Origin of the sequence: Streptomyces fulvoviolaceus (genome assembly GCF_000718165.1) — a bacterium.
In the GTDB taxonomy this organism is placed as follows: domain Bacteria; phylum Actinomycetota; class Actinomycetes; order Streptomycetales; family Streptomycetaceae; genus Streptomyces; species Streptomyces fulvoviolaceus.
Genome location: NZ_JOEY01000078.1, coordinates 1 through 26,315, shown reverse-complemented (window position 1 = coordinate 26,315; position 26,315 = coordinate 1). Strand labels below are relative to the sequence as shown.

General features: G+C 70.2%; 21 protein-coding genes. 12 read left to right on the top strand and 9 right to left on the bottom strand.

The features are described 5' to 3' along the window. The first annotated feature begins 124 nt into the window (after window positions 1–124). The 3 genes from IG08_RS0148565 to IG08_RS0148555 are packed head-to-tail and all read left to right on the top strand — an operon-like array spanning window position 125 to window position 5,965. Window positions 125–931, top strand: coding sequence for an HlyD family efflux transporter periplasmic adaptor subunit (locus tag IG08_RS0148565; protein ID WP_030619719.1), 807 nt, complete (start codon window positions 125–127; stop codon window positions 929–931). After that, window positions 928–3,150: an NHLP family bacteriocin export ABC transporter peptidase/permease/ATPase subunit gene (locus IG08_RS0148560; RefSeq protein WP_030619716.1), complete on the top strand. Its 2,223-nt coding sequence runs from the start codon at window positions 928–930 to the stop codon at window positions 3,148–3,150. The genes IG08_RS0148565 and IG08_RS0148560 overlap by 4 nt, the downstream gene beginning before the upstream one ends. A gap of 1 nt (window position 3,151) precedes the next feature. Next, the gene (locus tag IG08_RS0148555; RefSeq protein ID WP_030619714.1) at window positions 3,152–5,965 is read left to right on the top strand and encodes an NHLP bacteriocin export ABC transporter permease/ATPase subunit; all 2,814 of its coding nucleotides are present in this window, start codon (window positions 3,152–3,154) and stop codon (window positions 5,963–5,965) included. A 4-nt stretch (window positions 5,966–5,969) separates the two neighbouring features. Here the strand turns inward: IG08_RS0148555 and IG08_RS0148550 are convergent, their stop codons facing one another. Both IG08_RS0148550 and IG08_RS0148545 read right to left on the bottom strand, forming a co-directional pair. Continuing rightward, window positions 5,970–6,497 (bottom strand): SRPBCC family protein, encoded by a 528-nt coding sequence (locus IG08_RS0148550; protein WP_030619713.1) that lies wholly within the window; start codon window positions 6,495–6,497, stop codon window positions 5,970–5,972. A gap of 6 nt (window positions 6,498–6,503) precedes the next feature. Beyond that, window positions 6,504–6,848: an ArsR/SmtB family transcription factor gene (locus tag IG08_RS0148545; RefSeq protein ID WP_030619710.1), complete on the bottom strand. Its 345-nt coding sequence runs from the start codon at window positions 6,846–6,848 to the stop codon at window positions 6,504–6,506. Window positions 6,849–7,018: 170 nt separating this feature from the next. Here IG08_RS0148545 and IG08_RS0148540 point away from each other — a divergent pair, with 170 nt between their 5' ends. The 3 genes from IG08_RS0148540 to IG08_RS0148530 all read left to right on the top strand — a co-directional run bounded on the left by IG08_RS0148540 (window position 7,019) and on the right by IG08_RS0148530 (window position 9,673). After that, a complete protein-coding gene (locus IG08_RS0148540) occupies window positions 7,019–8,521 on the top strand; it encodes an MFS transporter (RefSeq protein WP_030619709.1) in 1,503 nt (500 codons plus the stop codon). 83 nt (window positions 8,522–8,604) lie between these two features. After that, window positions 8,605–9,099: a methyltransferase family protein gene (locus IG08_RS0148535; protein WP_030619696.1), complete on the top strand. Its 495-nt coding sequence runs from the start codon at window positions 8,605–8,607 to the stop codon at window positions 9,097–9,099. A gap of 160 nt (window positions 9,100–9,259) precedes the next feature. Then, a complete protein-coding gene (locus IG08_RS0148530) occupies window positions 9,260–9,673 on the top strand; it encodes an STAS domain-containing protein (protein WP_030619693.1) in 414 nt (137 codons plus the stop codon). A gap of 133 nt (window positions 9,674–9,806) precedes the next feature. On the opposite strand, the gene IG08_RS0148525 is transcribed toward IG08_RS0148530, so the two are convergent. Continuing rightward, the gene (locus IG08_RS0148525; protein ID WP_030619690.1) at window positions 9,807–10,241 is read right to left on the bottom strand and encodes a protease inhibitor; all 435 of its coding nucleotides are present in this window, start codon (window positions 10,239–10,241) and stop codon (window positions 9,807–9,809) included. 324 nt (window positions 10,242–10,565) lie between these two features. Between IG08_RS0148525 and IG08_RS0148520 the strand changes: the two genes are divergently transcribed. The 4 genes from IG08_RS0148520 to IG08_RS0148505 all read left to right on the top strand — a co-directional run bounded on the left by IG08_RS0148520 (window position 10,566) and on the right by IG08_RS0148505 (window position 14,827). Next, window positions 10,566–11,117 carry a hypothetical protein gene (locus IG08_RS0148520; protein ID WP_030619686.1) on the top strand — a complete coding sequence of 184 codons (552 nt, stop codon included), beginning with the start codon at window positions 10,566–10,568 and terminating at the stop codon, window positions 11,115–11,117. A gap of 200 nt (window positions 11,118–11,317) precedes the next feature. After that, complete coding sequence (locus IG08_RS0148515; protein WP_043457176.1) at window positions 11,318–12,898, top strand: purine-cytosine permease family protein; 1,581 nt, start codon at window positions 11,318–11,320, stop codon at window positions 12,896–12,898. After that, window positions 12,895–13,590 (top strand): alpha/beta fold hydrolase, encoded by a 696-nt coding sequence (locus tag IG08_RS0148510; RefSeq protein WP_030619679.1) that lies wholly within the window; start codon window positions 12,895–12,897, stop codon window positions 13,588–13,590. Before IG08_RS0148515 ends, IG08_RS0148510 begins: the two co-directional genes overlap by 4 nt. A 73-nt stretch (window positions 13,591–13,663) precedes the next feature. Next, entirely contained in the window at window positions 13,664–14,827 is a 1,164-nt protein-coding gene (locus IG08_RS0148505) for a lactate 2-monooxygenase (RefSeq protein WP_030619675.1), read from the top strand. A gap of 17 nt (window positions 14,828–14,844) precedes the next feature. Here IG08_RS0148505 and IG08_RS0148495 read toward each other — a convergent pair whose 3' ends face one another. The 3 genes from IG08_RS0148495 to IG08_RS0148485 form a co-directional block, all read right to left on the bottom strand. Further along, a complete protein-coding gene (locus IG08_RS0148495) occupies window positions 14,845–16,449 on the bottom strand; it encodes a ricin-type beta-trefoil lectin domain protein (protein WP_030619672.1) in 1,605 nt (534 codons plus the stop codon). 497 nt (window positions 16,450–16,946) lie between these two features. After that, window positions 16,947–17,324, bottom strand: a complete 378-nt coding sequence (locus IG08_RS0148490; RefSeq protein WP_030619668.1) for a hypothetical protein — start codon at window positions 17,322–17,324, stop codon at window positions 16,947–16,949. A 3-nt stretch (window positions 17,325–17,327) separates the two neighbouring features. Continuing rightward, window positions 17,328–17,573 carry a hypothetical protein gene (locus IG08_RS0148485; RefSeq protein WP_030619664.1) on the bottom strand — a complete coding sequence of 82 codons (246 nt, stop codon included), beginning with the start codon at window positions 17,571–17,573 and terminating at the stop codon, window positions 17,328–17,330. Between the two features lie 208 nt (window positions 17,574–17,781). Between IG08_RS0148485 and sigJ the strand changes: the two genes are divergently transcribed. Both sigJ and qcrB read left to right on the top strand, forming a co-directional pair. Next, window positions 17,782–18,699, top strand: a complete 918-nt coding sequence (sigJ, locus tag IG08_RS0148480) for an RNA polymerase sigma factor SigJ (RefSeq protein ID WP_030619661.1) — start codon at window positions 17,782–17,784, stop codon at window positions 18,697–18,699. Next, a complete protein-coding gene (qcrB, locus tag IG08_RS0148475) occupies window positions 18,696–20,141 on the top strand; it encodes a cytochrome bc1 complex cytochrome b subunit (RefSeq protein WP_030619658.1) in 1,446 nt (481 codons plus the stop codon). The genes sigJ and qcrB overlap by 4 nt, the downstream gene beginning before the upstream one ends. Here qcrB and IG08_RS0148470 read toward each other — a convergent pair whose 3' ends face one another. The 3 genes from IG08_RS0148470 to IG08_RS0148460 form a co-directional block, all read right to left on the bottom strand. Next, window positions 20,142–20,606, bottom strand: a complete 465-nt coding sequence (locus IG08_RS0148470) for a hypothetical protein (protein WP_030619655.1) — start codon at window positions 20,604–20,606, stop codon at window positions 20,142–20,144. It abuts the gene before it with no gap. Window positions 20,607–20,653: 47 nt separating this feature from the next. Further along, window positions 20,654–22,897 (bottom strand): glycoside hydrolase family 9 protein, encoded by a 2,244-nt coding sequence (locus IG08_RS0148465; RefSeq protein WP_030619652.1) that lies wholly within the window; start codon window positions 22,895–22,897, stop codon window positions 20,654–20,656. Between the two features lie 253 nt (window positions 22,898–23,150). Continuing rightward, the gene (locus IG08_RS0148460) at window positions 23,151–26,171 is read right to left on the bottom strand and encodes a glycoside hydrolase family 2 TIM barrel-domain containing protein (protein ID WP_234343176.1); all 3,021 of its coding nucleotides are present in this window, start codon (window positions 26,169–26,171) and stop codon (window positions 23,151–23,153) included. Window positions 26,172–26,315: the final 144 nt, after the last annotated feature.

The window sequence follows — 26,315 nt, the reverse complement described above, 5'->3', positions numbered from 1 at the left end:
CGATCGCATATCTTGTGATCTCCGAGTCCCGGAGCCGTATCCCGGCTCCGGGGCTTTCGGTTGCCGTAATTCAACCGGCTCGCAGCAGCCGGTCCTCTCTCTTCCGCAGGTGAGGGAAAGTTCCGTGCAGTTCCGCCAACAGGCCCTCGCCAAGCTCCAGTCGCCGGAGGAGCTCGACCTTCCGGTACGTTTCGCCCGCCCCCAGGGCTGGCTCGTGCTGTCCGTGACGGTGGTCGTGATGGCCGCCGCCTCCGTGTGGGCGGTGACCGGTTCGGTGGCCTCCACGGTGAGCGCGCCCGCCATCCTCACGCACGGGGAGGGCAGTTACATCCTGCAGAGCCCCGTGGCGGGCCAGGTCACGCAGGTCATCGCCGAAGAGGGTCAGCGGCTGCCGGCCAACTCCCCTGTTCTGAAGGTCCGTACGGCACAGGGTGACACCGTGGTCCGCACGGTCGCCGCGGGCCGGATCACCGCGCTCGCCGCCACCATCGGGCAGATCATCTCGACCGGCGCGAACGTCGCCGCCGTGGAGAAGGTCGCCAAGGCCTCCGATCCGCTGTACGCCACCGTGTACGTGCCCGCCGAGAACGCCGCCTCCATTCCGGCGAACGCCTCCGTGGATCTGACCGTCTCGTCGGTGCCCACCCAGGAGTACGGCGTGCTGCGCGGCCATGTGAAGTCGGTGGACCGCTCGGCCCAGTCCGCGCAGCAGATCGCGGCGTTCCTCGGGGACAGCCAGCTGGGTGAGCAGTTCACCAAGGACGGTCGGCCGGTCGCCGTACTGGTGAAGCTGGACAAGTCGTCCGGCACGAAGAGCGGTTACAAATGGTCGTCCGCGGACGGGCCGCCGTTCGCGCTCACCTCCATGACCGTGGCCTCGGGTTCGATCCGGCTGGCCGATCAGCGCCCCGTCGATTGGCTGCTGCCGTGAGCACCGCGCAGGACACCCGCAGCAGGCGCCGCGCCGCCCCGCCCAAGCGCCCGATACCCAAGGGCAAGGCGAAGACCGTCCGCACCCCCACCGTCCTCCAGATGGAGGCCGTCGAGTGCGGCGCCGCCTCGCTGGCGATGGTGCTGGGCCACTACGGCAAGCACGTCCCGCTGGAGGAGCTGCGCATCGCCTGCGGCGTCTCCCGGGACGGCTCACGCGCGAGCAACCTCCTCAAGGCGGCGCGCAGTTACGGCCTCACCGCCAAGGGCATGCAGATGGACACGGCCGCCCTCGCCGGGGTGAAGACGCCGGCCGTGCTGTTCTGGGAGTTCAACCACTACGTCGTCTACGACGGCATGGGGCGCCGATTCGGCCGCCGCGGGGTGTACATCAACGACCCCGGCAAGGGCCGCCGGTTCGTGCCCATGGAAGACTTCGACGGCAGCTTCACCGGTGTCGTCCTGGTCATGGAGCCCGGCGAGGGCTTCACCAAGGGCGGGCGCAAGCCTGGTGTGCTGGGCGCGATGCCGGCCCGGCTGCGCGGCACGGCGGGCACCATGCCGGCGGCGGTGCTGGCGAGCCTGCTGCTGGTGCTGGTCGGCGCGGCGGTGCCCGCGCTGAGCCGGACGTACATCGACATGTTCCTCATCGGCGGCCAGACCTCCCTGCTCGGCGTGCTGTTCGCGTCGATGGGCGCGTCCGTGCTGCTCACCCTCGTGCTGACCTGGCTCCAGCAGGCGAACCTGCTGCACGGCCGGATCATCTCCTCCACCCTCTCCAGTGCCCGCTTCCTGCGTCATCTGCTGCGGCTGCCGGTGACGTTCTTCTCCCAGCGCAGCCCTGCCGACCTGGTGCAGCGTCTGCAGTCGAACGACGCGGTGGCCGAGACCCTGTCCCGCGACCTCGCGGCGGCGGGCGTCGACGCGGTCGTGGTCGTCCTCTACGCGGTGCTCCTCTACACGTACGACCCCCAGCTCACCTTCGTCGGCATCGGTGTGGCCCTGCTGAACATCGTGGCCATGCGGGTCGTCATCCGGCTGCGTGCCACCCGTACGGCAAAGCTGCGTGCGGACAGCGCCCGGCTCACCAACACGGCGTACACAGGCCTGCAGTTGATCGAGACGATGAAGGCGACCGGCGGCGAGGACGGCTACTTCCGCAAGTGGGCCGGGCAGCACGCCACCACGCTGGAGGAGCAGCAGCGGCTCGGGGTGCCGAGCGCCTGGCTGGGCGTGGTCGCCCCGACGCTCGCGACGCTCAACAGCGCGCTCATCCTCTGGATCGGCGGCATGCGGGCGGTCGAGGGCCACATATCCGTCGGCCTGCTGGTCGCCTTCCAGGCGCTGGTCACCCGCTTCACCGCGCCGATCACCCGCCTCAACGGCGTGGCGGGCCGCATCCAGGACTTCGCGGCCGACGTGGCCCGTCTGAAGGACGTGGAGAACTTCCAGGCCGACCCGCTCTACGACCGCCGGAGCGGCGGTGACTCCACCCGCCGGCTGCAGGGCCATGTCGAGCTGCAGAACATCACCTTCGGCTACAACCCGCTCGACAAGCCCCTGCTCACCGGCTTCGACCTGACCGTGGGTCCGGGCCAGCAGGTCGCCCTGGTCGGCGGCTCCGGCAGCGGCAAGTCGACCGTCTCCCGCCTGATCTCGGGCCTGTACGCGCCCTGGGAGGGCGTGATCCGCATCGACGGGCAGCGCCTGGACGACATTCCGCGCGGGGCACTCGCCGCCTCCGTCTCCTTCGTCGACCAGGACGTGTTCCTCTTCGAGGGCACGGTCCGCGACAACGTGGCGCTGTGGGACCCGTCGATCCCGGACGACGCGGTGGTCGACGCGCTGCGGGACGCGGCCCTGTACGACGTGGTCATGCGGCGCCCCGGCGGCATCCAGAGCCGGGTCGAGCAGGACGGCCGCAACTTCTCCGGCGGGCAGCGCCAACGCCTGGAGATCGCCCGGGCGTTGGTGCGCCGGCCCAGCATCCTGGTCCTCGACGAAGTGACCAGCGCGCTGGACGCGGAGACCGAGCAGGTGGTCATGGACAACCTGCGCAAGCGCGGCTGCGCCTGTGTGGTGATCGCGCACCGGCTCAGCACCGTGCGCGACAGCGACGAGATCGTCGTACTGCAGCACGGCACGATCGTGGAGCGCGGGCGGCACGAGGAGCTGGTGGCGCACGGGGGCGCCTACGCGGCGCTGGTCAAGGAGCGTTGAGATGACGACCGCACACGAGGGGGACCTCGTCCTCAACGCGCTGGGTTCCATGGGCACGCCGTTCGACTGCGCCGGGCTCAACCGCCTGGATCTGGAAGGTCCGCAGGTGCTGTGGCTGGTCGCGGCGGGTGCCGTGGACCTGTTCGCGGTCGACGCGGAAGGCCAGGGCCACTGGCACCACCTGGGCCGCCTGGAGGCGGGCTCGCTGCTGCTCGGACCGGTCGCCGGACCCCACCACACGCTTGTGGCCCGCCCGTTGAGGGACTGCGTGGTGCATCGCATCGGCCTGCGCGAGCTGTACCAGCCGGCGAACACCGAGACCTGGTCCTACGACGAGTACGGCAACCCGCAGTACGTACCGCCGACGTCGAGCCCGCTGGAGTACGCCCTCGCCCTCGGCGTGGGCCGCAGCCTCTCCATCCTCTTCCAGGCGCCGATGGCCACCGAGCGGGCCGCCGAGGTGACGGACGACGACGTCTTCTGGATGCAGGTGCCGCCGGGCAGTGTGCAGTACGGCTCGCTGTACGGCGCGGAGGCGGCCGCCGACCTGCTGATGGACCCGGCGGTCTGGCAGAGCATGGTCGACCAGCAGTACCGGCTGCTGACCACGCTGGACCGCTGGATCGAGCAGCTGGAGCGCACCCACGAGACGCGCACGGCCGCGGGTATCAAAGCCGGTGAGGCCGTCCGTGCCCAGGCCGACCGGACCCTGCTCGCGTCCATCGGCAAGGGGGCGAAGCGCACGACGTCCGCCGACGCGGACGCGAGCTACGCGGCGTGCAGGCTGGTCGCCCAGGCGGCCGGGATCCCGCTCGCCGAGCCCACGCAGTCCGGCACCGAGAGCGACCGTCTCGACCCGGTCGAGCGCATCGCTCTCGCCTCCCGCGTCCGCGTCCGGTCCGTACGCCTCGACGGCCGCTGGTGGCGCGACAACGTCGGCCCGCTGGTGGGCCACCGGGCCCTGTCGGGCGCGCCGGTCGCGCTGCTGTGGCGGCGCGGCGGCTATGTGGCCGTGCATCCGGCGACCGGGCGCGAGACACCGATCGAGAAGGACAACGCGGAGGAGTTCGAGCCGCGCGCGGTGATGTTCTACCGGCCGCTTCCCGACAAGGGGCTCAGTCCGGTCGGGCTGCTCCGGTTCAGCATGCGCGGCACGGGCAGCGATCTGACCAACCTGCTGATCAGCGGCCTGGTGACGGTGGCGATCGGTGCGCTGGTGCCGATCGCGACGGGCAAGGTGCTCGGCGAGTTCGTGCCGAAGGCGCAGACCGATCTGATCGTGCAGGTCTGTCTGGCCGTGATGGTCAGCGGTGTCGTGGCGGCGGCCTTCATGCTGATGGAGAACCTGACGATCCTCCGCCTGGAGGGCCGTATCGAGGCCACCCTCCAACCGGCGGTCTGGGACCGGCTGTTGAGGCTGCCGACCAAGTTCTTCACCGAGCGCTCCACCGGCGAACTCGCCAGCGCGGCCATGGGCATCAGCGCGATCCGCCGGATGATGGCGGGCATCGGCCCGGTGGTCGCCCAGTCGGTGACCGTCGGCGTGATGAACCTGGTGCTGCTGTTCTGGTACAGCGCCTCGATGGCCCTGGCGGCGATCGGCATGCTCGTCGTCATCGCCGCGGTGTTCCTGGGGCTCGGGCTGTGGCAGGTGCGGTGGCAGCGGCGCCTCGTCGTGCTCGGCAACAAGCTGAACAACCAGGCGTTCCAGACCCTGCGCGGCCTGCCGAAGCTCAGGGTGGCGGCGGCCGAGAACTACGCCTATGCCGCCTGGGCCTCGGAGTTCGCGCGCAGCCGTGAGCTCCAGCAGAAGGTCGGCCGCATCAAGAACCTGACCACGGTCATGGGCGCGGTGTACCTGCCGGTGTGCACCCTGCTGATGTTCATGCTGCTGGCGGGTCCCGCGCGCGGGTCGATGTCGGCGGCGGCGTTCCTCACCTTCAACACCTCGGTGACGATGCTACTGACCGCGGTCACCCAGCTGACCGGCTCCTTCGTCTCGGTGGTGTCCGCGCTGCCGCTGTTCGAGGAGATCAAGCCGGTGCTGGACGCGACGCCCGAGGTGCGCACCGCGAGCACGCGGCCGGGGCAGCTGACCGGGGCGATGGAGGCCCGCAGGCTCTCCTTCCGCTACTCCGACGACGGCCCGCTGGTCCTCGACGACGTGTCGTTCGAGATCCGGCCGGGCGAGTTCGTGGCGATCGTCGGCCCGAGCGGCTGCGGCAAGTCGACCCTGCTCAGGCTGCTGATCGGCTTCGACCCGCCGGTCTCCGGCAGTGTGCTCTACGACGGCCAGGACCTGGCCGCGCTCGACCAGTCCGCCGTACGCAGGCAGTGCGGTGTGGTGCTCCAGCACGCGCAGCCGTTCACCGGCTCCATCCTGGACGTCATCTGCGGCACCGAGCCCTACACGCCCGAGGAGGCGATGGCGGCGGCCGCGATGGCGGGGCTCGCCGAGGACATCCAGCGGATGCCGATGGGGTTGCACACCATCGTCTCGGGCAGCGGCGCGGTCTCCGGCGGCCAGCGCCAACGCCTCATGATCGCCCAGGCGTTGATCCGCCGGCCGCGCATCCTCTTCTTCGACGAGGCGACCAGCGCCCTGGACAACGACACCCAGCGCACGGTCATCGAGAGCACCAAGGCCCTCAACGCCACGCGCATCGTCATCGCGCACCGCCTGTCCACGGTGCTGGACGCCGACCGGGTCATCGTGATGGAGAACGGAAAGGTCGCTCAGCAGGGGCCGCCCGCGCAGCTCCTCGCGGACACCGGCGGCAGGCTGCACGAGCTGGTGCGGCGACAGATGGCGTGAGGGGTCAGTCCAGGCCGGGGACCGGGGCGCCGGAGGGGACTCCGGCCTCGATGTACCCCGCGTAGAACTCCTTCCAGGGGGCGCCCGCCCCGGCGTGCGGCCCCTCGAACGGTTCGCCCTGTGCCTTCGCGTCCAGGGCAGACAGGCACACCTCCCAGCCGGCGCCGTTGCGGGCGGCGGTGTCGGCGGCCTGGAGGACGTTCGTGAGGGTGAAGCGGGTGCGCTTCTCGTCCAGCGTCTCGAGGTCGAAGTGGAGTTCGTCGCCACCCCACTCGAAGGACAGGTGCCGGGGCTCGTCGACGGCGAGCACCCGGCCCGTGGACTCCGGCATGTTCGGGTCACCACTGAAGGTGATCGTGCCACCGGGGCGCAGGTCGATCTCGGCGCGGGACGGGAACCACTGGGCGAGTTCGCCGGCGTCGGTCACGAACTGCCAGACGCGCTCGACGGGATGGTCGTAGGTGCGGCTGAAACGGACGGCCGGACGGCCGTCGTCCAGGGTCAGATAGGTGCCGGTGAGATCAGGGGCCATGGTGGATCAGTCCTTCGGGGCGGGTTCCTCGGGATCGTCCGACGTCGTCTCGTCGAGGCGGCGGCCCAGCGCGTCCAGGCTGCGGTTCCACAACGCCCGGTACGGAGCGAGCCACGCGTCGAGCTCGGCGATCGGCGCCGGGTCGAGGGCGTAGACGCGCCGCTGCGCGTCCTGCCGGACCCGGACGAGACCGGCCTCCCTCAGCACCTTCAGGTGCTTGGAGGTGCTCGGCTGACTCAGACCGCATGCCTCCACGATCTCCCCCACGGGCCGCGGCCGCTCCAGGAGCAGCGCGACGATGGCCCGCCGGTGGGGATCGGCGAGAGCGGTCCAGAGCGCGGCGTCGGACATGGTTCCAATATGCCTCGCCGGTTATATTCCCGTCAAGGCATACGCGAGACCCCCGCCACCCTCCCTAGCGAAACGTTGCCGTTTCGCTGAGAGTGGTCTAATCTCGATGTGTACGAAACGGTTTCGTTTATGGCTTGGTAAAGCCCGAGCAACTTCCCTGGAGTTCCCCGATGTCCCAGAAGACCTTGGCCGAGAGCGGCACGGAGGGCGCCGTCGAGGCGCAGTCCGCCGCCTCCTCGAAGCGGTGGTGGATCCTCGCCGTCGTCGCCCTTGCCCAGCTGATGGTGGTCCTGGACGCCACCATCGTGAACATCGCCCTGCCCTCGGCTCAGGCCGACCTCGGGTTCTCCGACGGCAACCGGCAGTGGATCGTCACGGCGTACGCGCTCGCGTTCGCCTCCCTGCTGCTGCTCGGCGGCCGTATCGCCGACCTCTTCGGCCGCAAGCCGGCCTTCCTCATAGGTGTCGTCGGCTTCGCCGCCGTCTCCGCGCTCGGCGGTGCCGCGACCAACTTCGAGATGCTGGTCACCGCGCGTGCCCTGCAGGGTGCCTTCGGCGCACTGCTCGCGCCGGCCGCGCTCTCGCTGCTCAACACGACGTTCACCGACGCCCGGGAGCGCGCCAAGGCGTTCAGCGTGTACGGCGCCATCGCCGGCGCCGGCGGTGCCGTGGGTCTGTTGCTCGGCGGCATCCTGACGGACGCCCTCGACTGGCGCTGGACGCTCTACGTCAACGTCGCCATCGCCGTGCTCGCCTTCGCGGGCGGCTGGCTGCTGCTGAACAACCACCGCGATGCCACGAACTCCAAGCTGGACGTGCCGGGCACGGTCCTGGTCGCCGGTGGTCTCTTCTCCCTGGTCTACGGCTTCTCCAACGCCGAGACGCACGACTGGTCCTCCCCCGCCACCTGGGGCTTCCTGATCGCGGGCGCCGTACTGCTGGCCGCGTTCACCTGGTGGCAGACCCGCGCCGCGCACCCGCTGCTGCCGCTGCGCATCCTGCTCGACCGCAACCGCGCAGCCTCGTTCTTCGCCGTGCTGATCTCCGGCGCGGGCATGTTCGGCGTGTTCCTCTTCCTCACCTACTACCTGCAGCTGAACCTGGGCTTCAGCCCGACGAAGACCGGTGTGGCGTTCCTGCCGATGGTCGCGGCGCTGATGGTGACGGCTCAGGTCGGCACCACGATGCTGGTGCCGAGGATGGGACCGAAGGCGGTCATCCCGCTGGGCTTCGGCATCGCCGCGGTCGGCATGGCCTGGCTGACCGGGATCGGTGTCGGCTCCGACTACGCGACCGCGGTGCTGCCGCAGCTGATCGTGATCGGCGTCGGCCTCGGCCTGGTGATGCCGCCGGCCATGCAGATGGCCACCGGCGGGGTGGCGGCCGAGGACGCGGGCGTGGCCTCCGCGACCGTCAACGCCATGCAGCAGGTGGGCGGTTCGATCGGTACGGCGCTGCTGAACACGCTGGCCGCGAGCGCCGCCACCGACTACCTGGCCGGGAAGGACGCGAGCAGCAAGCTGGTCCAGGCCCAGGCGACGATCGAGAGCTACACGACCGCCTTCTGGTGGTCGGCGGGCTTCTTCGCCGCGGGCACACTGATCGCCTTCCTGCTCTACCGGCGCGGGGTGCCCGAGCAGGACGCGGACGCCGCACCCGTCGTCCACATGTGATCGACCGAGCACGAGCCGCGTAGCACCGAGGGGCCGCCGTCAGCAGGGAGACGGCGGCCCCTCCTCGCTGTCATGGTGGCCGTATGCGCAAACCGACCGCGGCGCTCGGCAGCACCCTCTTCCTGGCGCTCGCCCCCGGCACCGTGGCCGTGCTGCTGCCGTGGTGGCTGACCGGGTGGCGGGCCGGTGACTGGTGGCCGCCCGTGCGAGTGCTCGGCCTCGTGCCGCTGGGCGCGGGAGCGGCCGTACTGCTGGCGGCCTTCGTACGGTTCGTGGTCGAGGGGCTGGGGACTCCGGCGCCTGTCGCGCCCACCGAGCACCTGGTGGTGGGCGGGCTGTACCGGTACGTGCGCAATCCGATGTACGTCGCCGTCGTCGCGGCGATCGGCGGCCAGGGCCTGCTGCTCGCGCGGCCGGTCCTCTTCGTCCACGGGGTCTGCGCCGGGCTCCTGATGTGGGCGTTCGCGAGGTGGTACGAGGAGCCCGAGCTGGCGCGGACGTTCGGTGCCGAGTACGAGCGGTACCGGCGGGCGGTGCCGGGCTGGTGGCCGAGGCCGACGCCCTGGCAGGGCGGGTGAACACGCCTTGAGCGCAGCTATGGACAAAATGTCAACCGAATCCGGCGAAATTCACTGGGTCGAGTGAACCAGATCTTGCGGATGCCGTTGGATGGATGTTCCTGCTCGCACCGGGGTAGCTACCGAGATCGAATGCGCCCCCTGGCGAGGTGGAGCGGACATGACTCCGGAATTCGAGGACCGTGTTCCCGAACCGCCGCGAGGCACGGCCGCGGACCGTTCCGGATCCGAGCCGCCCGCGGCGAACCACCATGCCCGCACCCGGGCGAGCGGCCCCTTCACCGTGGTGGAGGCCGCGGGCGAGATCGACCTGGCGACGGCGGGTTTTCTCGCGGAACACCTGGACGCGGCGACCGCCTTCCCGCAGCCGGACGTGCTGGTCGACCTGCGACACGTCGAGTTCTTCGACTGCTCGGGCCTGCGCGTGTTGTGCCGGGCCGACTCCCGGGCCAAGGAGCGCGGCGGCCGGCTGCGCGTCGTGTCCGACGCGCCGCGCCTGCGCCGGCTGTTCCGTGCGTCGGGTCTGCTGGGCCGTTTCCCACCCCTGCCGGGAATCCCCGAGGAGCGGGAATGACCCGGAGCCCGGCGGACGGCCCCACTCCGTCCGCCGGCCCCCGGTGCGGGATCGCAGGGCCTCCGCGAGAGGGACCGGCACTCCCCATCTGCGGGCCCCTGGCAGTTCACGGGGACCGTGCGATCCCGGTCCCTCAGAAGGTGAAGAAGCTCGTCCCGTGGGAGCTCTTCACGCACTCGTTGGCGAAGGTGCGCTCATAGGAGACGCGCTGGCCCCGCCAGACGCCGTCGACCGTGATCACCACGGGGTCGTACTCCTTGGTGCACAGCGTGTCGGCTCTGCCCGTCAGGGCGTCGAAGTCCCCGTCGGCGCCGCGCAGTTCGGCGCACGCCGCGGCCGCGGCCGGATGGGTACCGGAGGACGTCGGGGCACAGGTCAGGGTCACGGCCCGTTCCGGGGTGGCGGTGATGGCGCTGTCGCCGTGGCCCAGGGTGAGCACCAGGGCCGAGGGGGCGTAGAGCGCTGACGGGGCGGCGGCCGGCTCGGCGAGGGCGGCCCCGGTGAGGGGTCCGCAGACGGCGGTGGCCGTGAGGCCGAGGGTCGCTGCCCAGCGCGCGGTGTTCCGCATTGTGTGCATCCTTCCGCTCGAAGAGAGGGTCTGCCGGATCCGGCACGTTCGGTGCCGGAGCGGCGAGCGCGAGTCTGCCGAGTCCGGCGCCGGAACACACATCGACCCCATGGGTTTCAGTAACCTTGCGTGTTGAATCAGTGGCGCGAAGTCACATGATTCGAACGCTCGAACCCCGAAGCGAGCGGTTTCTTGATCGCTTGCACGTGTCCGATGGCCGGATTCACCCCGCTCGGCAATAGTCCTGAAACATTCCGCTTCAGCCATGAGCGGACTCCGCCGCAGCCCCTTGCGTTCATGGTCGAGCGGAGTAATCGTCATTACATGATTACGACAGAGCAGCAGGAGAAACTGCGCGGCTGGTTCACCGGCCGACTGCCCGACGATCTCTTCGAGTCCCTGGCCGAGGTGGTGGTCGACCGCGAGGAGATCACCGTGATCGGCCGCATCCCCGAACCCCGCGTCGCCGAGGAGGCCTCGGCCGCCGAACGGGAGGCGGCCGTACAGGCCCGGATCCAGGAGTTCCGGGAGCGCACCCGGGAGGCCCGGATCGCGGTGGCGCGCGAGGCCGAGCACCGGTTCGGCCGGAAGGTGTCCTGGGGTGTGGAGTGCGGCGGGGAGCGCGCCCTGTACACGCACATCGCCGCGCCCGTGATGACCCGGCTGCGCCAGCCCGAACGCCAGGTCCTGGACACCCTGATCGCCGGCGGGGTGGCCCGCAGCCGCAGCGACGCGCTCGCCTGGTGCGTCCGGCTGGTCCAGCGGCACACCGACGACTGGCTCGCCGAACTGCGGGAGTCCCTGGAACACGTCCAGCGGGTGCGCGCCCAGGGCCCCGACGCCGAGCCGGAGGACACGCCGACGGAGGAGTCGTAGCCGTAGTGGACGATTCATCCAGTCACGACCCGGCAGACGGATGAAACGTCCCCTGGTGCAGCTCTTGCGCCTGGCCTTACGGTCGGCAGACCCCCGAGAGGACGCCATCGGTTCGCGCCGCACACCCCTGCGACAGCGATCGGCCGTCCGCCCCGCCGCGCCACAACGCGCTCCACCGCCCGCCCCTCGCTGGAGCCCCTTTGTCCCCGCAGCCCGACACCTCCCCCGCGCCCTCCCTCACCGAGGTCGAGACCCACGGCGTGGACCGCATCCCGGACGCGGACCGCAGCGCGAGTCCGCTCGATCTGTTCCGTCTCGCCTTCGGCGGCGCCAACACCTTCTCCACCTGTGTCCTCGGCGCCTTCCCGATCCTGTTCGGGCTCTCCTTCTGGCAGGGGCTCGCGGCCACACTCCTCGGAGTGGTCGTCGGCGCGCTGATCCTGTGCCCGATGGCGGTGTTCGGCCCGGTCAACGGCACCAACAACGCCGTCTCCTCGTCCGCGCACCTCGGTGTACACGGCCGGGTGGTCGGCTCGTTCCTCTCGCTGCTCACGGCGATCGCGTTCTTCTCCATCTCGGTATGGAGCTCCGGTGACGCCCTGGTCGGTGGCGCCCACCGGCTCTTCGGCCTGGAACGCAGCAACCTGTCCTTCGGCGTCGCGTACGCGCTGTTCGCCGGGCTGGTCCTCGCGGTGTGCGTGTACGGCTTCCGGTTCATGCTGTTCGTCAACAAGGTCGCCGTGACCTCGGCGACCGTACTGTTCCTGCTCGGCGCGATCGCCTTCGCCGGCGACTTCGACCCGTCGTACGCGGGCGTGTTCACGGATACGGCGGACGCGGCGACCGACGCCCTGTTCTGGCCGTCGTTCATCGGCGCCGCGCTGATCGTGCTGTCGAACCCGGTGTCCTTCGGGGCCTTCCTGGGCGACTGGTCGCGCTACATCCCGGCGAGCACCCCGCGCCGCAGGGTGATCGGGGCCGCGTTCCTGTCCCAGATCGCGACGCTCGTGCCGTTCGTCTTCGGCCTGGCGACCGCGAGCATCATCGCCACCAAGGCGCCGGACTACGTCGATCCGGCCGCCCCCGACTTCGTGGGCGGGCTGCTGGCGATCTCACCGGGCTGGTTCTTCCTGCCGGTGTGCCTGCTGGCGCTGATCGGCGGCATGTCGACGGGCACGACCGCCCTGTACGGCACCGGGCTCGACTTCTCCTCGGTGTTCCCCCGGCTGTCACGGGTCCAGGCGACGGTGCTGGTCGGCGTGTTGTCGATCGCGTTCATCTTCATCGGGCGGTTCGGCCTGAACCTCGTGCAGTCCATCTCGACCTTCGCCACCATGATCATCACGTGCACCACCCCCTGGATGGTCGTGATGATGCTGGGCTTCTGGACCCGGCGCGGCTGGTACGACCCGGACGCCCTGCAGGTCTTCAACCGCCGTCAGCGCGGCGGCCGTTACTGGTTCGCGCACGGCTGGAACTGGCGGGGCATGACCGCCTGGTGGGTGTCCGCGCTGCTCGGTGTGCTGTTCACCAACATCCCGGGGCAGTTCGTCGGTCCGCTCGGCGATCTGGCGAACGGCGTCGACATCAGCCTGCCGCTGTCGCTGGTCGTGGCCGCGGTGCTGTTCCTGACGCTGCTGCGACTGTTCCCCGAACCGCGGGCCGTGTACGGGCCCGAGGGGGCGCGGCTGGCCCGGACCGTCGACGTGCCGGTACCGCCGATCATGGGAGCCGACGGCCGGGAGGTGTTGTCAGACCCCTCGGCTAAGTTGCCCGCATGACCAACTACGTACTGGTGGCGGGGGCGTGGCTCGGAGCGTGGGCATGGGACGAGGTGGCGGCCGAACTGCGATCGGCCGGCCACGAAGCCCATGCGCTGACCCTTTCGGGCCTCGCCGAGAGACAGGGTGTGCCGGCCGGGCAGCGGACGCACGTCCAGGACATCGTCGACGAGGTCGAGCGGCTCGATCTGCGGGACGTGGTCCTGGTGGGGCACAGCTACGCGGGCGTGCCGGTCGGGCAGGCGGCCGAGCGGATCGGTGACCGACTGAGCCGTGTGGTGTTCGTCGACTCCAACGTGCCGGTGGACGGGGAGTCGTTCCTCGCGGGGTGGCCCAGCGACCACGTGCGGCAGTCGATCGCCGACCACGACGGATTCTGGCCGCCGCTCGACCCGGAGGACTACACGGGGCAGGGGCTCACCGACGAGCACATCGCCCGCGTCGTGTCCGACGGGACCCCGCACCCCGGCGCCACGCTCACCGAACCGGCGATCCTGGAACGGCCGCTCGGCGAGCTCCCGGCGACGTATGTGAAATGCCTCCTCGACGGCGACGAGCCCCCGGCCGTCGTGGCCGAACTGGTCGAGAACGGGCAGTGGCAGCTGGTCCGGCTGGACACCGGCCACTGGCCGATGTTCTCCCAGCCGCGCGAACTGGCCCGTGTGCTGCGGAAATCGGCGACCACACCCTGATCCCCCGACCGGCATACCCGCCGGTATCGTCAGCGAGCAGCGCGTGCTCGACGACGAGAGGCGGGACGCAGACATGGCCAAGCACTGGGCGGACTTCCAGTACGAGATCTATCTGAACGGCATGTCGGGTGCCGTACCCCGGCTGCCCACCGATCTGACCCGGCTGGAGGAGCTGACCGAGCAGCGGCTCGGCCCCGGGCCCGTCGGCTATGTGGCGGGCAGCGCGGGGAACGGCAGCACGGCCCGCGCCAACCGGGCTGCCCTGGAGCGCCGTCGGATCCTGCCGCGCATGCTGCGGGACGTGCACGAACGGGACCTGTCCGTCGAGGTGTTGGGCCGCGCGCTGCCGGCTCCGCTGGCCCTGGCGCCGGTCGGCGTGCTGTCGATCATGCACCCGGACGCCGAGCCGGCCGCCGCCCGGGCCGCCGCCGCGCAGGGCGTGCCGTACATCCTGTCCTCGGCCTCCAGCACGCCGATGGAGCAGGTCGCGGAGGCGATGGGGGACGCCGAGCGCTGGTTCCAGCTGTACTGGGCGAAGGACCGTGAGGTGACGCGGAGTTTCCTGAACCGGGCGAAGGCGGCCGGGTTCACCGCGCTGGTCGTCACCCTCGACACGCCCCTGCTGGCCTGGCGGCCGCGCGACCTCGACCAGGCGTATCTGCCCTTCCTGCACGGCGTGGGCACCGCCAACTACTTCTCCGACCCCGCGTTCCAGGCGGGGTTGGCCAAGCCGGTGCACGAGGATCCGAACGCCGCGGTGATGCACTTCGTGGGCATGTTCGCGGACCCGGCCAAGACCTGGCCGGACCTCGCCTTCCTGCGGGAGAACTGGGACGGCCCGATCGTCCTCAAGGGCATCCAGCACCCGGACGACGCCCGCCTCGCCGCCGACGCCGGGATGGACGGGGTCGTGGTCTCCAACCACGGCGGGCGTCAGGTCGCCGGTGCGGTCGCGGCGGCCGACGCGCTGCCGCGGGTCGTGGAAGCGGTCGGCGACCGGCTGACCGTCCTCTTCGACAGCGGCATCCGCACCGGCGACGACGTCTTCAAGGCGCTCGCCCTCGGCGCCCGTGCGGTGCTCGTCGGACGGCCCTACGTCTACGGCCTCGGCCTCGACGGCCAGGCGGGCGTCGAGCACGTGATCCGCTGCCTCCTCGCGGAGTTCGACCTCACCCTCGCCCTGTCCGGCCACGCCACCCCCTCCACGATCGGCCCGACCGACATCACGACCTCCTGACCCCGCCCCTGGATCCGCTACGTCCGGTCCGAGAGCTCCACCGCCCGGACCCCCGGACTCCCGCTCCCCGTGACCGACAGGGAGCCGGGACCGGCCGTCGCGACCGGGTCGGTCTGCCAGCGCTGTTGCCCGGAGCCGTCGCGGACCTTGACGACGATGTCGGCGCCCTTGTCCTCGGTGACCGAGGTCAGGGCGAGCTGTTCGTCCCAACGGGGCAGCAACTCGCCCTGGACGGTGAGGTCGTAGCGGACGTCGTCGCTCCGCTTCGACTTCTCGGCGACGCAACTGCCGAGGATGACCACACCGGCGTCCGCGTGCGAGTCGAGACAGAGGTCCTCGTCCACCACACTGCGCAACAGGCCGTCGTTCTCGTACGACCACTGCTGGGACCGCGCGGACGAGCAGGCCGCGAGTTCCGTCCCGGCCCCGGCCTTCGCCTCGCCCCGGATGTCGAGGCACAGGTCGGCGGCGACGTTGCGCAGCCTGGTCACCCCCGGCGCGTTGGGGAGCTGGGCGGTGCCCGGGCTCTGGCTGTCGACGCCCGGTGAAGTGCCGCCGCCGGTCGCGCCGGTGGAGGCGGCGGGGTCCGCCCCGCCGTCGTGCGACCACAGTCCGGCGGCGAGCATGGCGGCGATGACACCGGCGGAGGCGAGTCCCACGCCCGTCAGCAGCGTCCGTGAGGACCGGGGGCCGCCCGGACCACGGCGGCCGGGCGTGGGGATCCGTGCCAGGATCCGCCGGCGGCCCCCTCCGTGCCGGGCCGTGCCGCGTACCCGCGCGCCCTGCTGGGTGGCGCGCGGCCGGACTTCGAGATAGCGGCGGGCGCCCCAGCCGAGCACCGCCTCGGCGAGGAGTATCCCCAACCCACCCTCGAAATGACTCAGTTGTTCGGCGGCAGAACGGCAGTAACGGCACTCCTTCAGATGCTGCTGGACATCCGGCAGCAGGGCCCCGCCACGGCGAATCGGAACGTCCAGGAGACGGTTGTAGAAGCGGCAATCCTTGGTCGGTGCGAGTTCCCGATGGGCATGTACACAACCTTCGCGGAATTTTTCACGCGCCTGTTCGAGTGCGGCCGACGCGGTGTCGGTATCCATGCCCAGGAGTGCGGCAGGTACGGATATGGGCTCGGACTCGACCTCGGTGTGCCACAACAGGCACCGGAAGAGTCCGGGAAGCGACTGGAATGAACGCTCGGCCAGCTTGCGATTTTCGGGGATCATCGACTTCGCCGCGCGCATACCGCGACCACCGCCCGGTCTCACCAGGTCCGGCAGCACCCCGGATATTCGGTCCTGCGCCGACCACTCCCGGACCGTGTCCCGTACGGCCACGAGGATCCGGGGGCGCAGCGCGAGGGCCTGTTCGCCGAGCCCGAGGCGGTCGAAGACCTGGTGGAAGGCGGCCGCCGTGACCATGTCGGCGGTCTCCTCCGGGGAGGCGAGGCAGATCACCGCGTAGGCGTGGGCGGGCTGCCAGTGGCGTGCCATGAGCAGCGCGACGGACTGAGCGGCCTCTCCGTCCGGACGGCCTCTCAGCCGGGCGGCGAGGCCCTCGTCGGATTCTTCGGGCTCCCCGCCGGGCGGGGGGTAAGGAGGGCGGGGAGGATGGGGGGTGGGCACTGAGCGGATTCCTTCCCACGGGCATGGGACTCACGGAAGTTCTCGATGCCGAAAAGTGAGCGGGGCGCACACCTTTTGGGCACGGGCGCGGGGAGCGCGAATTCACCGATGCCCCTCCGCCCCGGTTCCCCACGGGACGAATGTGACCCGGCCCTTGCCCCCCCACACAGGTTGTTCACCCTTGCACAAGTCACTCACGGCCAACAAGGCACTTGAGCAACATGCACGTCATTTGAAAGAAAGTCAGATCCGTTGGCAACTCATCGCGCCCGCACCGGCTTTCGACATTCCATGCGCCCCGTGTGAAACACGCGCACGCGCCGGAGCGTCGCGCACGCTCCCGGCGAGCGGCGGCGCGTAGTCCACTGGAACCGGCCCTTCTCGGAGGCCTCGCGCGGGACGGCGGCTCTCCCGCGCGCACCCCGGCCGCCGACCCCGTTCCTCCCGCCCTCGGTCGGCGGCCCCGGGGGCGGGGCGGTCGGCGTCCGGCCCGGGACTCAGATCTGCCAGGAGCGCAGCCGGTCGGCCGCGCCGTAGACGTCCGTCTTGCCGGAGATCAGGTCGCGGGCGAGGTCGACGAGAGCGCCGTAGGGCGGGTCCATGCCGACGCCGCTGACGAACATGTACGCCACGGCCGTGGCGCAGGCGAAGCGGGCGTTGGCCGAGGGTAAGGGCTTGAGCAGCGCGAGGGTGTGCAGCAGTGCGGCGGCGCGCCAGGCCGGGTCGGAGTCCACGCCGAGGCGGGGCGGGTCGACGCGATGGCGGGCGACGGCGGCGACCAGGGCCGAGAAGTCGTTGATCGTGGGCTGGTCGGGCAGGACCTCTTCGTGCCGCTGAAGCAGCCAGGGCACGTCGATGTGGACGACGGGAGCCATCGGTCAGGCGACCTGTCCCTCGCTCTTGGCGGACGGTTCGTCGTCCGGGAAGGCGGCCGCGAACTCGTCGGCGTGGGACGCGAAGAAACGCCGGAAGGCTTCCGCGCCTTCCTGCAGGGCCCGGTGCCGGGCGATGTCGGCCGCGGCCGCTTCACGTACGAGGGCCTTCATCGACGTACCCCGCTCCTTGGCGATCTGCCGCAGGTCCTCTAGCTCGCGTTCGCTGAACTCCACGTTGAGAGCTGGCATGCCTTCACGGTACCGCGCGGGTACTTACCCGTAAATACTCCCAGCTCAGGGCGCCGACACGGCGGTACCGACGGCGCAGTAACACCGTGCGCGCCGGCGGAGCGGCCGCTCAGGCGATGAGGCGTGGGCCACATTCGGGCCGGCCGATGTCACAGTCGGGCCCCCGCCGGCCGTCGCAGTAGTGAGCGCGCCATGGGGAGGCCTACGCATGTCCGAGAGTCCCGTACCTGTCACCGACGAGGCGACCGCCGTCTTCGTCGACCACCGTGAGCTGCTGTTCGGCGTCGTCTACAACATGCTGGGCAGCGTCGCCGACACCGAGGACGTCCTCCAGGACACCTGGCTGTCGTGGACGGCCCGCAACGACGGCTCGCCTCTGGACGGGATCGCCAACCCCCGCGCCTACCTGGTCCGCATCGCCGTGAACCACGCGCTCGGACGCCGCGCCGCGATCAGCCGCCGCCGCGAGACGTACGTCGGCCCGTGGCTGCCCGAGCCCCTGGTCGACGACGACGGCACCGATCCCGCCCTGCGCGCCGAATCGGTGTCGATGGCGCTGCTGGTGGTCCTGGAGTCCCTCTCTCCGCTGGAGCGCGCGGTGTTCGTGCTGAACGAGGTGTTCGGGTACGCCCACACCGAGATCGCGGACATCATCGACCGCACCCCGGCGGCCGTACGGCAGTTGGCGCATCGCGCGCGGGGGCACGTGCACGCGCGACGGCCGCTGTACGAGGCGCATCCGCGGGTGCGACGGGAGGCGACCGAGCGGTTCGTGCGGGCCGCGCTCGGCGGGGACATCGCCGCGCTGATGGAGATCCTCGCGCCGGACGTGACGGTGTGGACGGACGGCGGCGGCAACCGCAGGGCGGCGGGGCTGCGCCCGGTGCACGGCCGGGACAAGGTCGTGCGCCTCCTCACGGGGTTCGCCTCCCGGGGCGGCCCGAAGAACATGGAGCTGCGCTACCGGCGCGTCAACGGCGACGACGCGGCAGTGCTGTTCGAGGACGAGTCGCCGTACGCGGTGATGGTCATGGACCTCACTCCGCAGGGCGACCAGGTGTCCGGCGTCTACATCGTCACCAATCCCGACAAGCTCACGCACGTCCACAAGGAGGGGGAACAGTGAGCGGCGAACGCCTCGCCGACTGGTTCGACGGCCGGCTCGGCACCCGCACCCTCGGCAGGAAGTACCTGCGCAAAGTGTTCCCGGACCACTGGTCCTTCCTGCTCGGCGAGATCTGCCTGTACAGCTTCGTCGTACTGATCCTCACCGGCGTGTACCTCACGCTGTTCTTCCATCCGTCGATGAACGAGGTGACGTACCACGGCAGTTACGTCCCGCTGAACGGCGTGCGCATGTCGGAGGCGTACGCCTCCACCCTGGACATCAGCTTCGACGTCCGCGGCGGGCTGCTGATGCGGCAACTGCACCACTGGTCGGCGCTGGTGTTCGTCGCCGCGATGCTCACCCACATGATGCGGCACTTCTTCACGGGCTCGTTCCGCAAGCCGCGTGAGGTCAACTGGCTGTTCGGCTGGAGCCTGTTGTTCCTCGGCCTGTTCGAGGGCCTCTTCGGCTACTCGCTGCCGGACGACCTGCTGTCGGGGACGGGCCTCAGGTTCGTCAACGGCGCGCTGCTGTCGGTGCCGATCGTCGGGACGTACCTCTCGATGTTCCTGTTCGGCGGCGAGTTCCCCGGGCACGACATCGTGGCCCGCTTCTACTCGCTGCACATCCTGGTGATCCCCGGGATCATGGCGGCCCTGGTCGTCGCCCACATCCTGCTGGTCGTCTACCACAAGCACACGCAGTTCGCGGGGCCCGGGCGGACCGAACGCAATGTCATCGGCGCCCCGTTCTTCCCGGTGTACCTGGCGAAGGCGGGCGGCTTCTTCTTCCTGGTCTTCGGGGCGCTCACGGTGATCGCCGGCGTGGCGTCGGTCAACCCGGTCTGGGTCTACGGCCCCTTCCGTCCCGACCAGGTCTCCACGGGCGCCCAGCCGGACTGGTACCTGGGCTTCGCCGAGGGCCTGGTGCGGGTGATGCCGGGCTGGGAGATCACGCTGTGGGGGCACACGCTCGTCCTCGGCGTACTGATCCCGATCGTGGTGTTCCCGCTCCTCCTGGTCTTCATCGGCGTATACCCCTTCATCGAGGCCCGGATCACGGGTGACAAGCGAGAGCACCACCTGCTGGACCGACCGCGCAACCGGCCGATCCGTACGGCGATCGGCGCGGCCTGGATCAGCGTCTACCTGATCCTGCTGGCGGGCGGCGGCAACGACATCGTGGCGACCCGTCTCCATCTGTCGATCAACACGGTGACCTGGGCGGTGCGGATCGGGGTGTTCGTCGTGCCCGTGGTCGTCTTCGTGGTCACCCGGCGCATCTGCCTCGGGCTCCAACTCCGTGACAGGGAGCTGGTGTTGCACGGCCGGGAGACCGGCGTGATCAAGCGGCTGCCGCACGGAGAGTACGTCGAGGTGCACCAGCCGCTGGAACAGGCCGAGCTGCACACCCTGACCGCGCACGAGCGGCCCGGGGAACTCGTGGAGCGCGAACGATAGTCACCAGGCCGGACGCGGATCCCGGAGGTGCTCCGGGGTCTGCTCCGGCTGCCAGTGCCCCTCCCCCTGGTCCGTGCGGAGGAGATATCCCGGGCTGGGTGCGAACTCCAGGGTCTCCGGGGCCGGGGCGTGGTAGCGCTCGGTGCGCGGGAGCGGGATCTCCACCAGCTTGCCTTCGTGGATCATCCACAGGCCGAAGCAGTCGTCCTCATCGTCATGGATGAGGACCTGGACGGACTCGGGCCGGTCCCACGACAGGGACTCCAGATGCTTCAGCAGTCCCGTCCGGCTACCCACCCGGACGAACTCCGACGCCCAGCCGTACATCGTGCCCTCGCCCAGGGAGCTCGGGATCGGCACGAAATTGCCGGACCAACTGCGATCGTCGTCGTACTGAAGGAGGGGCTCCATGACCTCGTGGGAGTTTCCCAGCGCCAGCACGATGACCTCCGCGATTCTGCTCATGCCGGAGTATCACCGCGCGCATGGAGCCCCTGCCAACCGATTTCCGCCTACCCCTGGTCCGCCACGAAGGACGCCATCCGGGTCAGAGCCGAGTTCCAGTTGATCGTGTGCTCGTTGGTCGACCAGGACTGGATGTCGTCGATGTAGCAGAACTGGCCGACGCAGCCCTGGAGTTTGCTCTGTGCGTAGGGGTCCTGGATGCTCGAGTTCGGCCCGCCGGCCAAGGTGCCCCGCGGCGGGTTCGGCTGGCTCGGGTCGAGCTGGTGGGCGTACCAACGGGCGTGCTGGTTGTGGGAGTTCACCTCGCCGTAGCCCGTCACGTACGACATGTTCAGCGCGTTGCGACCGAACATGTAGTCCATGCTCTGCACCGCGCCGTCACGGTACTTCGAGGCACCCGAGATGTCGTACGCGGTGGCGATGACGATCCCGTTGTGCAGGATCTGGTGGTTGGAGCCCCAGTCGTAGAGGTTGTCGGTGGGGGCGTACGGCATGCCGTACGGCTGTGACTTCAGCGTCGCGAGGTAGCGGTCCGCGCCCTTCACCACCGACTGGCGGACCTTGTCCCGGCCGGGCAGCTTGTTCGGCACCGTCGCCAGGTCCAGGCGGGCCGCCGCGGCCGTGCGGGCCCAGTCGTAGCCGAGCGGGCCGAAGATGTCCGCGGTGTGGACCGGCGAGTTCAGGATGTACTCCTTGAACTGCTGCTCCCCCGTGCTGAGATACAGCTCGGCCGCCGCCCAGTAGAACTCGTCGGACGCGTCGGTGTCCGGGTAGGCGCCGCCGCCGGTGCCGTCGTTCGGGTCGGGGTAGATGTCCGGGTGGGCGAGTGCCGCCGTCCAGGCGGTGCGGGCAGCCGCGAGGGACTTCGTCGCGAACTCCTTGTCGTAGGGCCGGTACAGGCGGGCGGCCTGCGCGGCCGTCGCCGCCAGGTTCAGGGTCGCCGTGGTGGTCGCCGGGTGCAGTTCGCGCTTCTGCGGGTCGTCGCTCGGCATCAGCGGCAGGCCCGTCCACGCCTCGTCATGGATCTTGTGATGGGCCATCCCGGCCAGCGGCTGCCCGGCGGGCACCTGCATCTTCAGCAGGAACTCCAGCTCCCAACGCGTCTCGTCGAGGATGTCCGGCACCTTGTTGCCGCTCTCCGGGATGGCGAGCGTGCCGTCGCCGAGTTTCTCCGACTCGCCGGTGCGGGCCAGCCTTTCCCGTTCGTACGTGCTCAGCAGCTCCCAGGTGGAGATGCCGCCGTTGACGACGTACTTGCCGTGGTCGCCGGCGTCGTACCAGCCGCCGGTGACGTCGAGGGTGTAGTCGCAGACGCCCGGCTGGCAGGGCACGTTCGCGTCACCCTGGTTGGGCGCGACGTTCACATGCCCTGCGGCGCGGCCGTAGCCCGGACGCAGGTCGTCGCGGATCGCGATGCCGCTGCGCTGCGTGTAGTAGTACTTCACCGCGTCGAGACGCAGCTGCTCGTAGGCGCTCGCGCCGATGTCGAAGGGGCGGCTGGTCTCGCCGTCCGCGACCAGGGTGAGGTCCTTGCCCTGCTTCTGGTAGGCGCCGAAGTCGATCGAGTGGACGTTCTGCCCGGAGGAGACGTCGGTGCCGCGCGGCGCGGTCGAGCCCTGGGCCACCACGGCGCCGGCGGCATTCTTCAGCTGCCAGGGCAGCTTCTCGGTCGCATCCGTCACCAGCGTGGCGTTCTTCGGCCCGGAGGGCAGATAGGCGACCTGGTTGACGCGCACGCGCGGCCCGGTGTCCGGCTCGTACACCTCGGGCGGGACGCCGCCGAGCAGGGACACGTCGTCCATGCAGAACCGGAACGGGTCCGCGCTGCCGCCGAGTTGGAACCCGACCTGCCCCTGGGCGGTGTCGACCGGCGAGGTGAAGGTGTACGAGTACGCGTTGCCGGAGACGCTGAGCTGCGGGCTGACCTCGAAGTAGGTGTCGTACGGCGACACCTGCAGCCCCACGATCGCGCGCAGGACGTGCCCGTCGGGCGAACCGTTCGCCGTGAAGCTGAACTTGTACGACTCGCCCTTCACGAGTGTGACGTCGTTCTGGCCGACGGCGGCGTCCCAGCGGTTGGTCGTGCCGCCCGGTACGTCCGCGCAGAGCTGCCCGTCGGACAGACCCGCGGTGACGTTGCTGGTCGTCCACCACGGGTCGGTGGTGGTGTCGAAGGTGCCGTTCTTGAGCTGTTCGACCTCGTCGGCGGCGGCCGGGGACGCGGGCGAGGCGACGAGTGCCGCTCCCAGCAGCGCCGTCAGGATCAACAGGGTGGTTCTGCGTCGTTTCACGTCCGGGCTCCTCGGTGAGCGGCGGGTGGCGCTCAGCATGGGAGCGCTCCCAAAAGACGGTCGACCGCCATGCTTGTTGGAGGCATGACACTCCGTCAACGGTCCGGACAGCACGAAACGCTCCGCGGGGTGGGGCCGTTCTTCGGCTGCGGCGCCGTCGTGGCTGGTCGCGCCCCGCGGCGGAGCCGCAAGTCGATACAGCCCCGCGCCCCTCAGGGCGTTGCCGAACCGGCCGTCCGGATCGTGGCGTTGCTCAGGTGGCGGGTACCTCCAGCTTGCTGATCCGTATCGCTCCGCCGGTCTCCCCCGGGTGGGTGCTGGTCAAGGTGAGGCGTACCCGGGAGCCGCTGACTGCCGTGAAGGTGATCACCGTCGGCTCGTCCGAGGCCGTGGCCCAGTCGACGGCCGCGCCCTCGACTGGCACATACCGCTCGCCGTCCCACACCTCCACCGCGACGGAGGCGGGCAGGCTGTGGGTCGCACTCAAGGTGAATGAGACCTCGGCCCGGTCGAAGGTCCGCGTCCGCCCGAAGTCCACGGAGACCCAGTCCTCGGCCCTGGCCCCGTTGAACGCGGGCAGCAGGGCGGTGGCCGCCTTGCTGAAGGCGTTGGACCAGCCGGTGGCCGCGTCGCCGTCGAGCATCGCGGCGGGGAGCGTGTCCGGGCGGCCGGAGTAACTGGAGTCCGCATAGGGGTAGTTCGGCGGCACCGGATAGTCGGGCTCGAACCCGGCCGCCGGGGTGGTCGCCGCCGATCGGGCGGGAGTGGTGCGCACGGTCGCGGTGTCCGCCCGCAGGCCCTGCGCACGGGCGGTCACCTTCAGCGTGCCAGGCTCGGTGCCGGATCGTACGATCGCGAGCGCCTTGCCGTGGAAGGCGGTCCGGGTGCCGGCCTGGTAGCGCTCGGCGCTCTCCTCCCGGCCGTTGTCGAGCCCGGCGAGCGAGCCGCCATCGACCTCGAAGGAGATCAGGTGCTCGGCGTCGGGCACCACCACCCCACGCGCGTCGACGACGTCCGCGGTGACGAAGACCAGTGAACGCCCGTCGGCGGCAAGGGATTTGCGGTCGGCGGTGAGACGGACTGCATGGGGTTTCCCGGCCGTGCGCAGGACGTCGGTGGCGACCGCCTTGCCGTCGCTGCGGGCCACCGCCTTCAACTCGCCCGGCGCGTAGGGCACTTTCCAGGTCAGATGGAGCTTGCCCGCGCTGCCGTTCGGGCTGGTGTAGCTGCCGGGGTAGGGGCCGTCGGTGAAGGTCTTGTCGTCGCCGGTCGCCTCGGTGGTCTCCAGGTACTCCCGGCCGTCGGTGGTCTTCTTCGTGTCGAAGGTGCGGACGCCCAGGGACGTGCCGTTGAGGAACAGCTCGACGGTGTCGACGTTGGCGTACGCCCACACCTCGACCGTGTCGCCCTCCTCGTGGTTCCAGGTCATCGGCAGCAGATGAACCATCGGCTCACCGACCCACTGGCTCTGGAACAGGTAGTACATGTCCTTCGGAAAGCCGGCCGTGTCGACCGCGCCGAAGAAGGACGCCTTCACCGGGAACACGTCGTACGGCGTGGGCTCCCCGATGTAGTCGATCCCGGACCACAGGAACTCCCCCGCGAACCACTTCCGGTCCCGGTCCTTCTTGTGGCCGTACTCGCCGCTCATGGTCCAGGAGGCGAGGTTGTTGTCGTAGGACGAGGTCGCGCGTCTGCCGGGCGTGTAGTTCTCGCCGGTGTTGAGGTGCTCCGGCTCCTGGTAGGCGCCCCGGGTGGAGGTCTCCGAGGACGACTCGGACTCGAAGAGGAACAGGTGCGGGTAGCGGGCGTGCAGGGCGTCCACCGACTTGGCGGTGTTGTAGTTGAGGCCGAGGCCGTCGAGCTTGGCGAGGATCAGGTCGGCCGGGGTGCCCTCGGCGGGCACGCTGCGGTGCCGGTGGGAGCCGATGACGATCGGACGGGTGTCGTCGTACGCCTTGATGCCGGCGATGAGCCGGTCGGCGATGGTGAGTCCCGCGGTGGAGGTGAACTCGGAGATCTCGTTGCCGATCGACCACATGAGGACGGCGGGCGAGTTGCGGGCGGCCAGCACCATCTCGGCTATGTCCCGGTCGGACCACTCGTCGAAGAAACGGCCGTAGTCGTAGCGGGTCTTGGGGCTCTTCCAGCAGTCGAACGCCTCCACCATCATCACGATGCCCAGCTCCTCGCAGACCTGGATCATCTCCGGCGAGGGCGGGTTGTGGGAGGTGCGGAAGGCGTTGACGCCCATCGACTTCATGATGGTCATCTGTCTGCGGATCGCGTCGATGCTGACGGCGGCCCCTAGTGCGCCCAGGTCGTGGTGCAGGTCGACGCCCTTGATCTTGTGATAGGTGCCGTTGAGGTGGAAGCCCTCGTCCGGGTCGAAGCGGAAGGTGCGGAAGCCGAAGGGGGTGCGGTAGGTGTCGACGGCCCGGCCGTCGACACGCAGTTCGGTCTCCAGGGTGTAGCAGCGAGGGGACTCGATGTCCCACAACTGGGGCTTGGCAACGGCGAGTTCATGGATCTCCGCCGCTTGGCCCCCGACCGCGACCGTGGTCGCCGCGCGGGCCACCGTACGGCCGCGGGGGTCCTTGACCGTCGAGCGGATCTCGACCTGGCTCGCGGCGCCGGACTCGTTCACCACGGAGGTCCGCACCCTGACGAGGGCCTGCTCGTCGGTGATGTCCGGGGTGGTGACGTACGTGCCCCAGCGCGCCACGTGCACCGGTTCGGTGACGACGAGGCGGGCCTCGCGGTAGATGCCGCTGCCCGAGTACCAGCGGCTGCTGGGGAGCCGGTTCTGCACCTTGACCGCGATCACGTTCTCGGTGGTGCCGTCGGTGTGCAGCAGGTCGGTCAGGTCGAGGGCGAAGCCGGTGTAGCCGTAGGGATGGCGGCCGACCTCCGTGCCGTTGCAGTAGATGTACGAGTCCATGTAGACGCCGTCGAACTCCACCGAGATCCGCCTGCCTGCGAAGGCGGGCGGCAGGGTGAAGGCGAGGCGGTACCAGCCGAGGCCGCCGGGGAAGAACCCGGTGCCGCTGGTGGTGCCGTTCTGTGTGGTCGGGGCGAGCTCGATGCTCCAGTCGTGCGGCACCGCGACCTCGCGCCAGCCGGAGTCGTCGTAACCGGGGCCGGCGGCGTCGGCGTACTCGCCGGTCGGGTCGGTGATCCCGCCCGGGTTGACCAGCGCGAAGCGCCAGCCGTCGCGCAGGGCGACCGTACGGCGGCCGGACGCACCCCCGGCGGCCTCGGCGGCGCGTGCCACCGGGGTGGCCAGGAGCGCTCCGGCGGCCGGTGCGGCCGTAGAGGCTACTAGGCGCTGTTTCTCGGATCCCCTTACGTGGGTGGGGTGTTGGGGTCAGGCTGGCTGCATGGGACGTGGTGACCTGACGAACGCGGAGTGGGATCG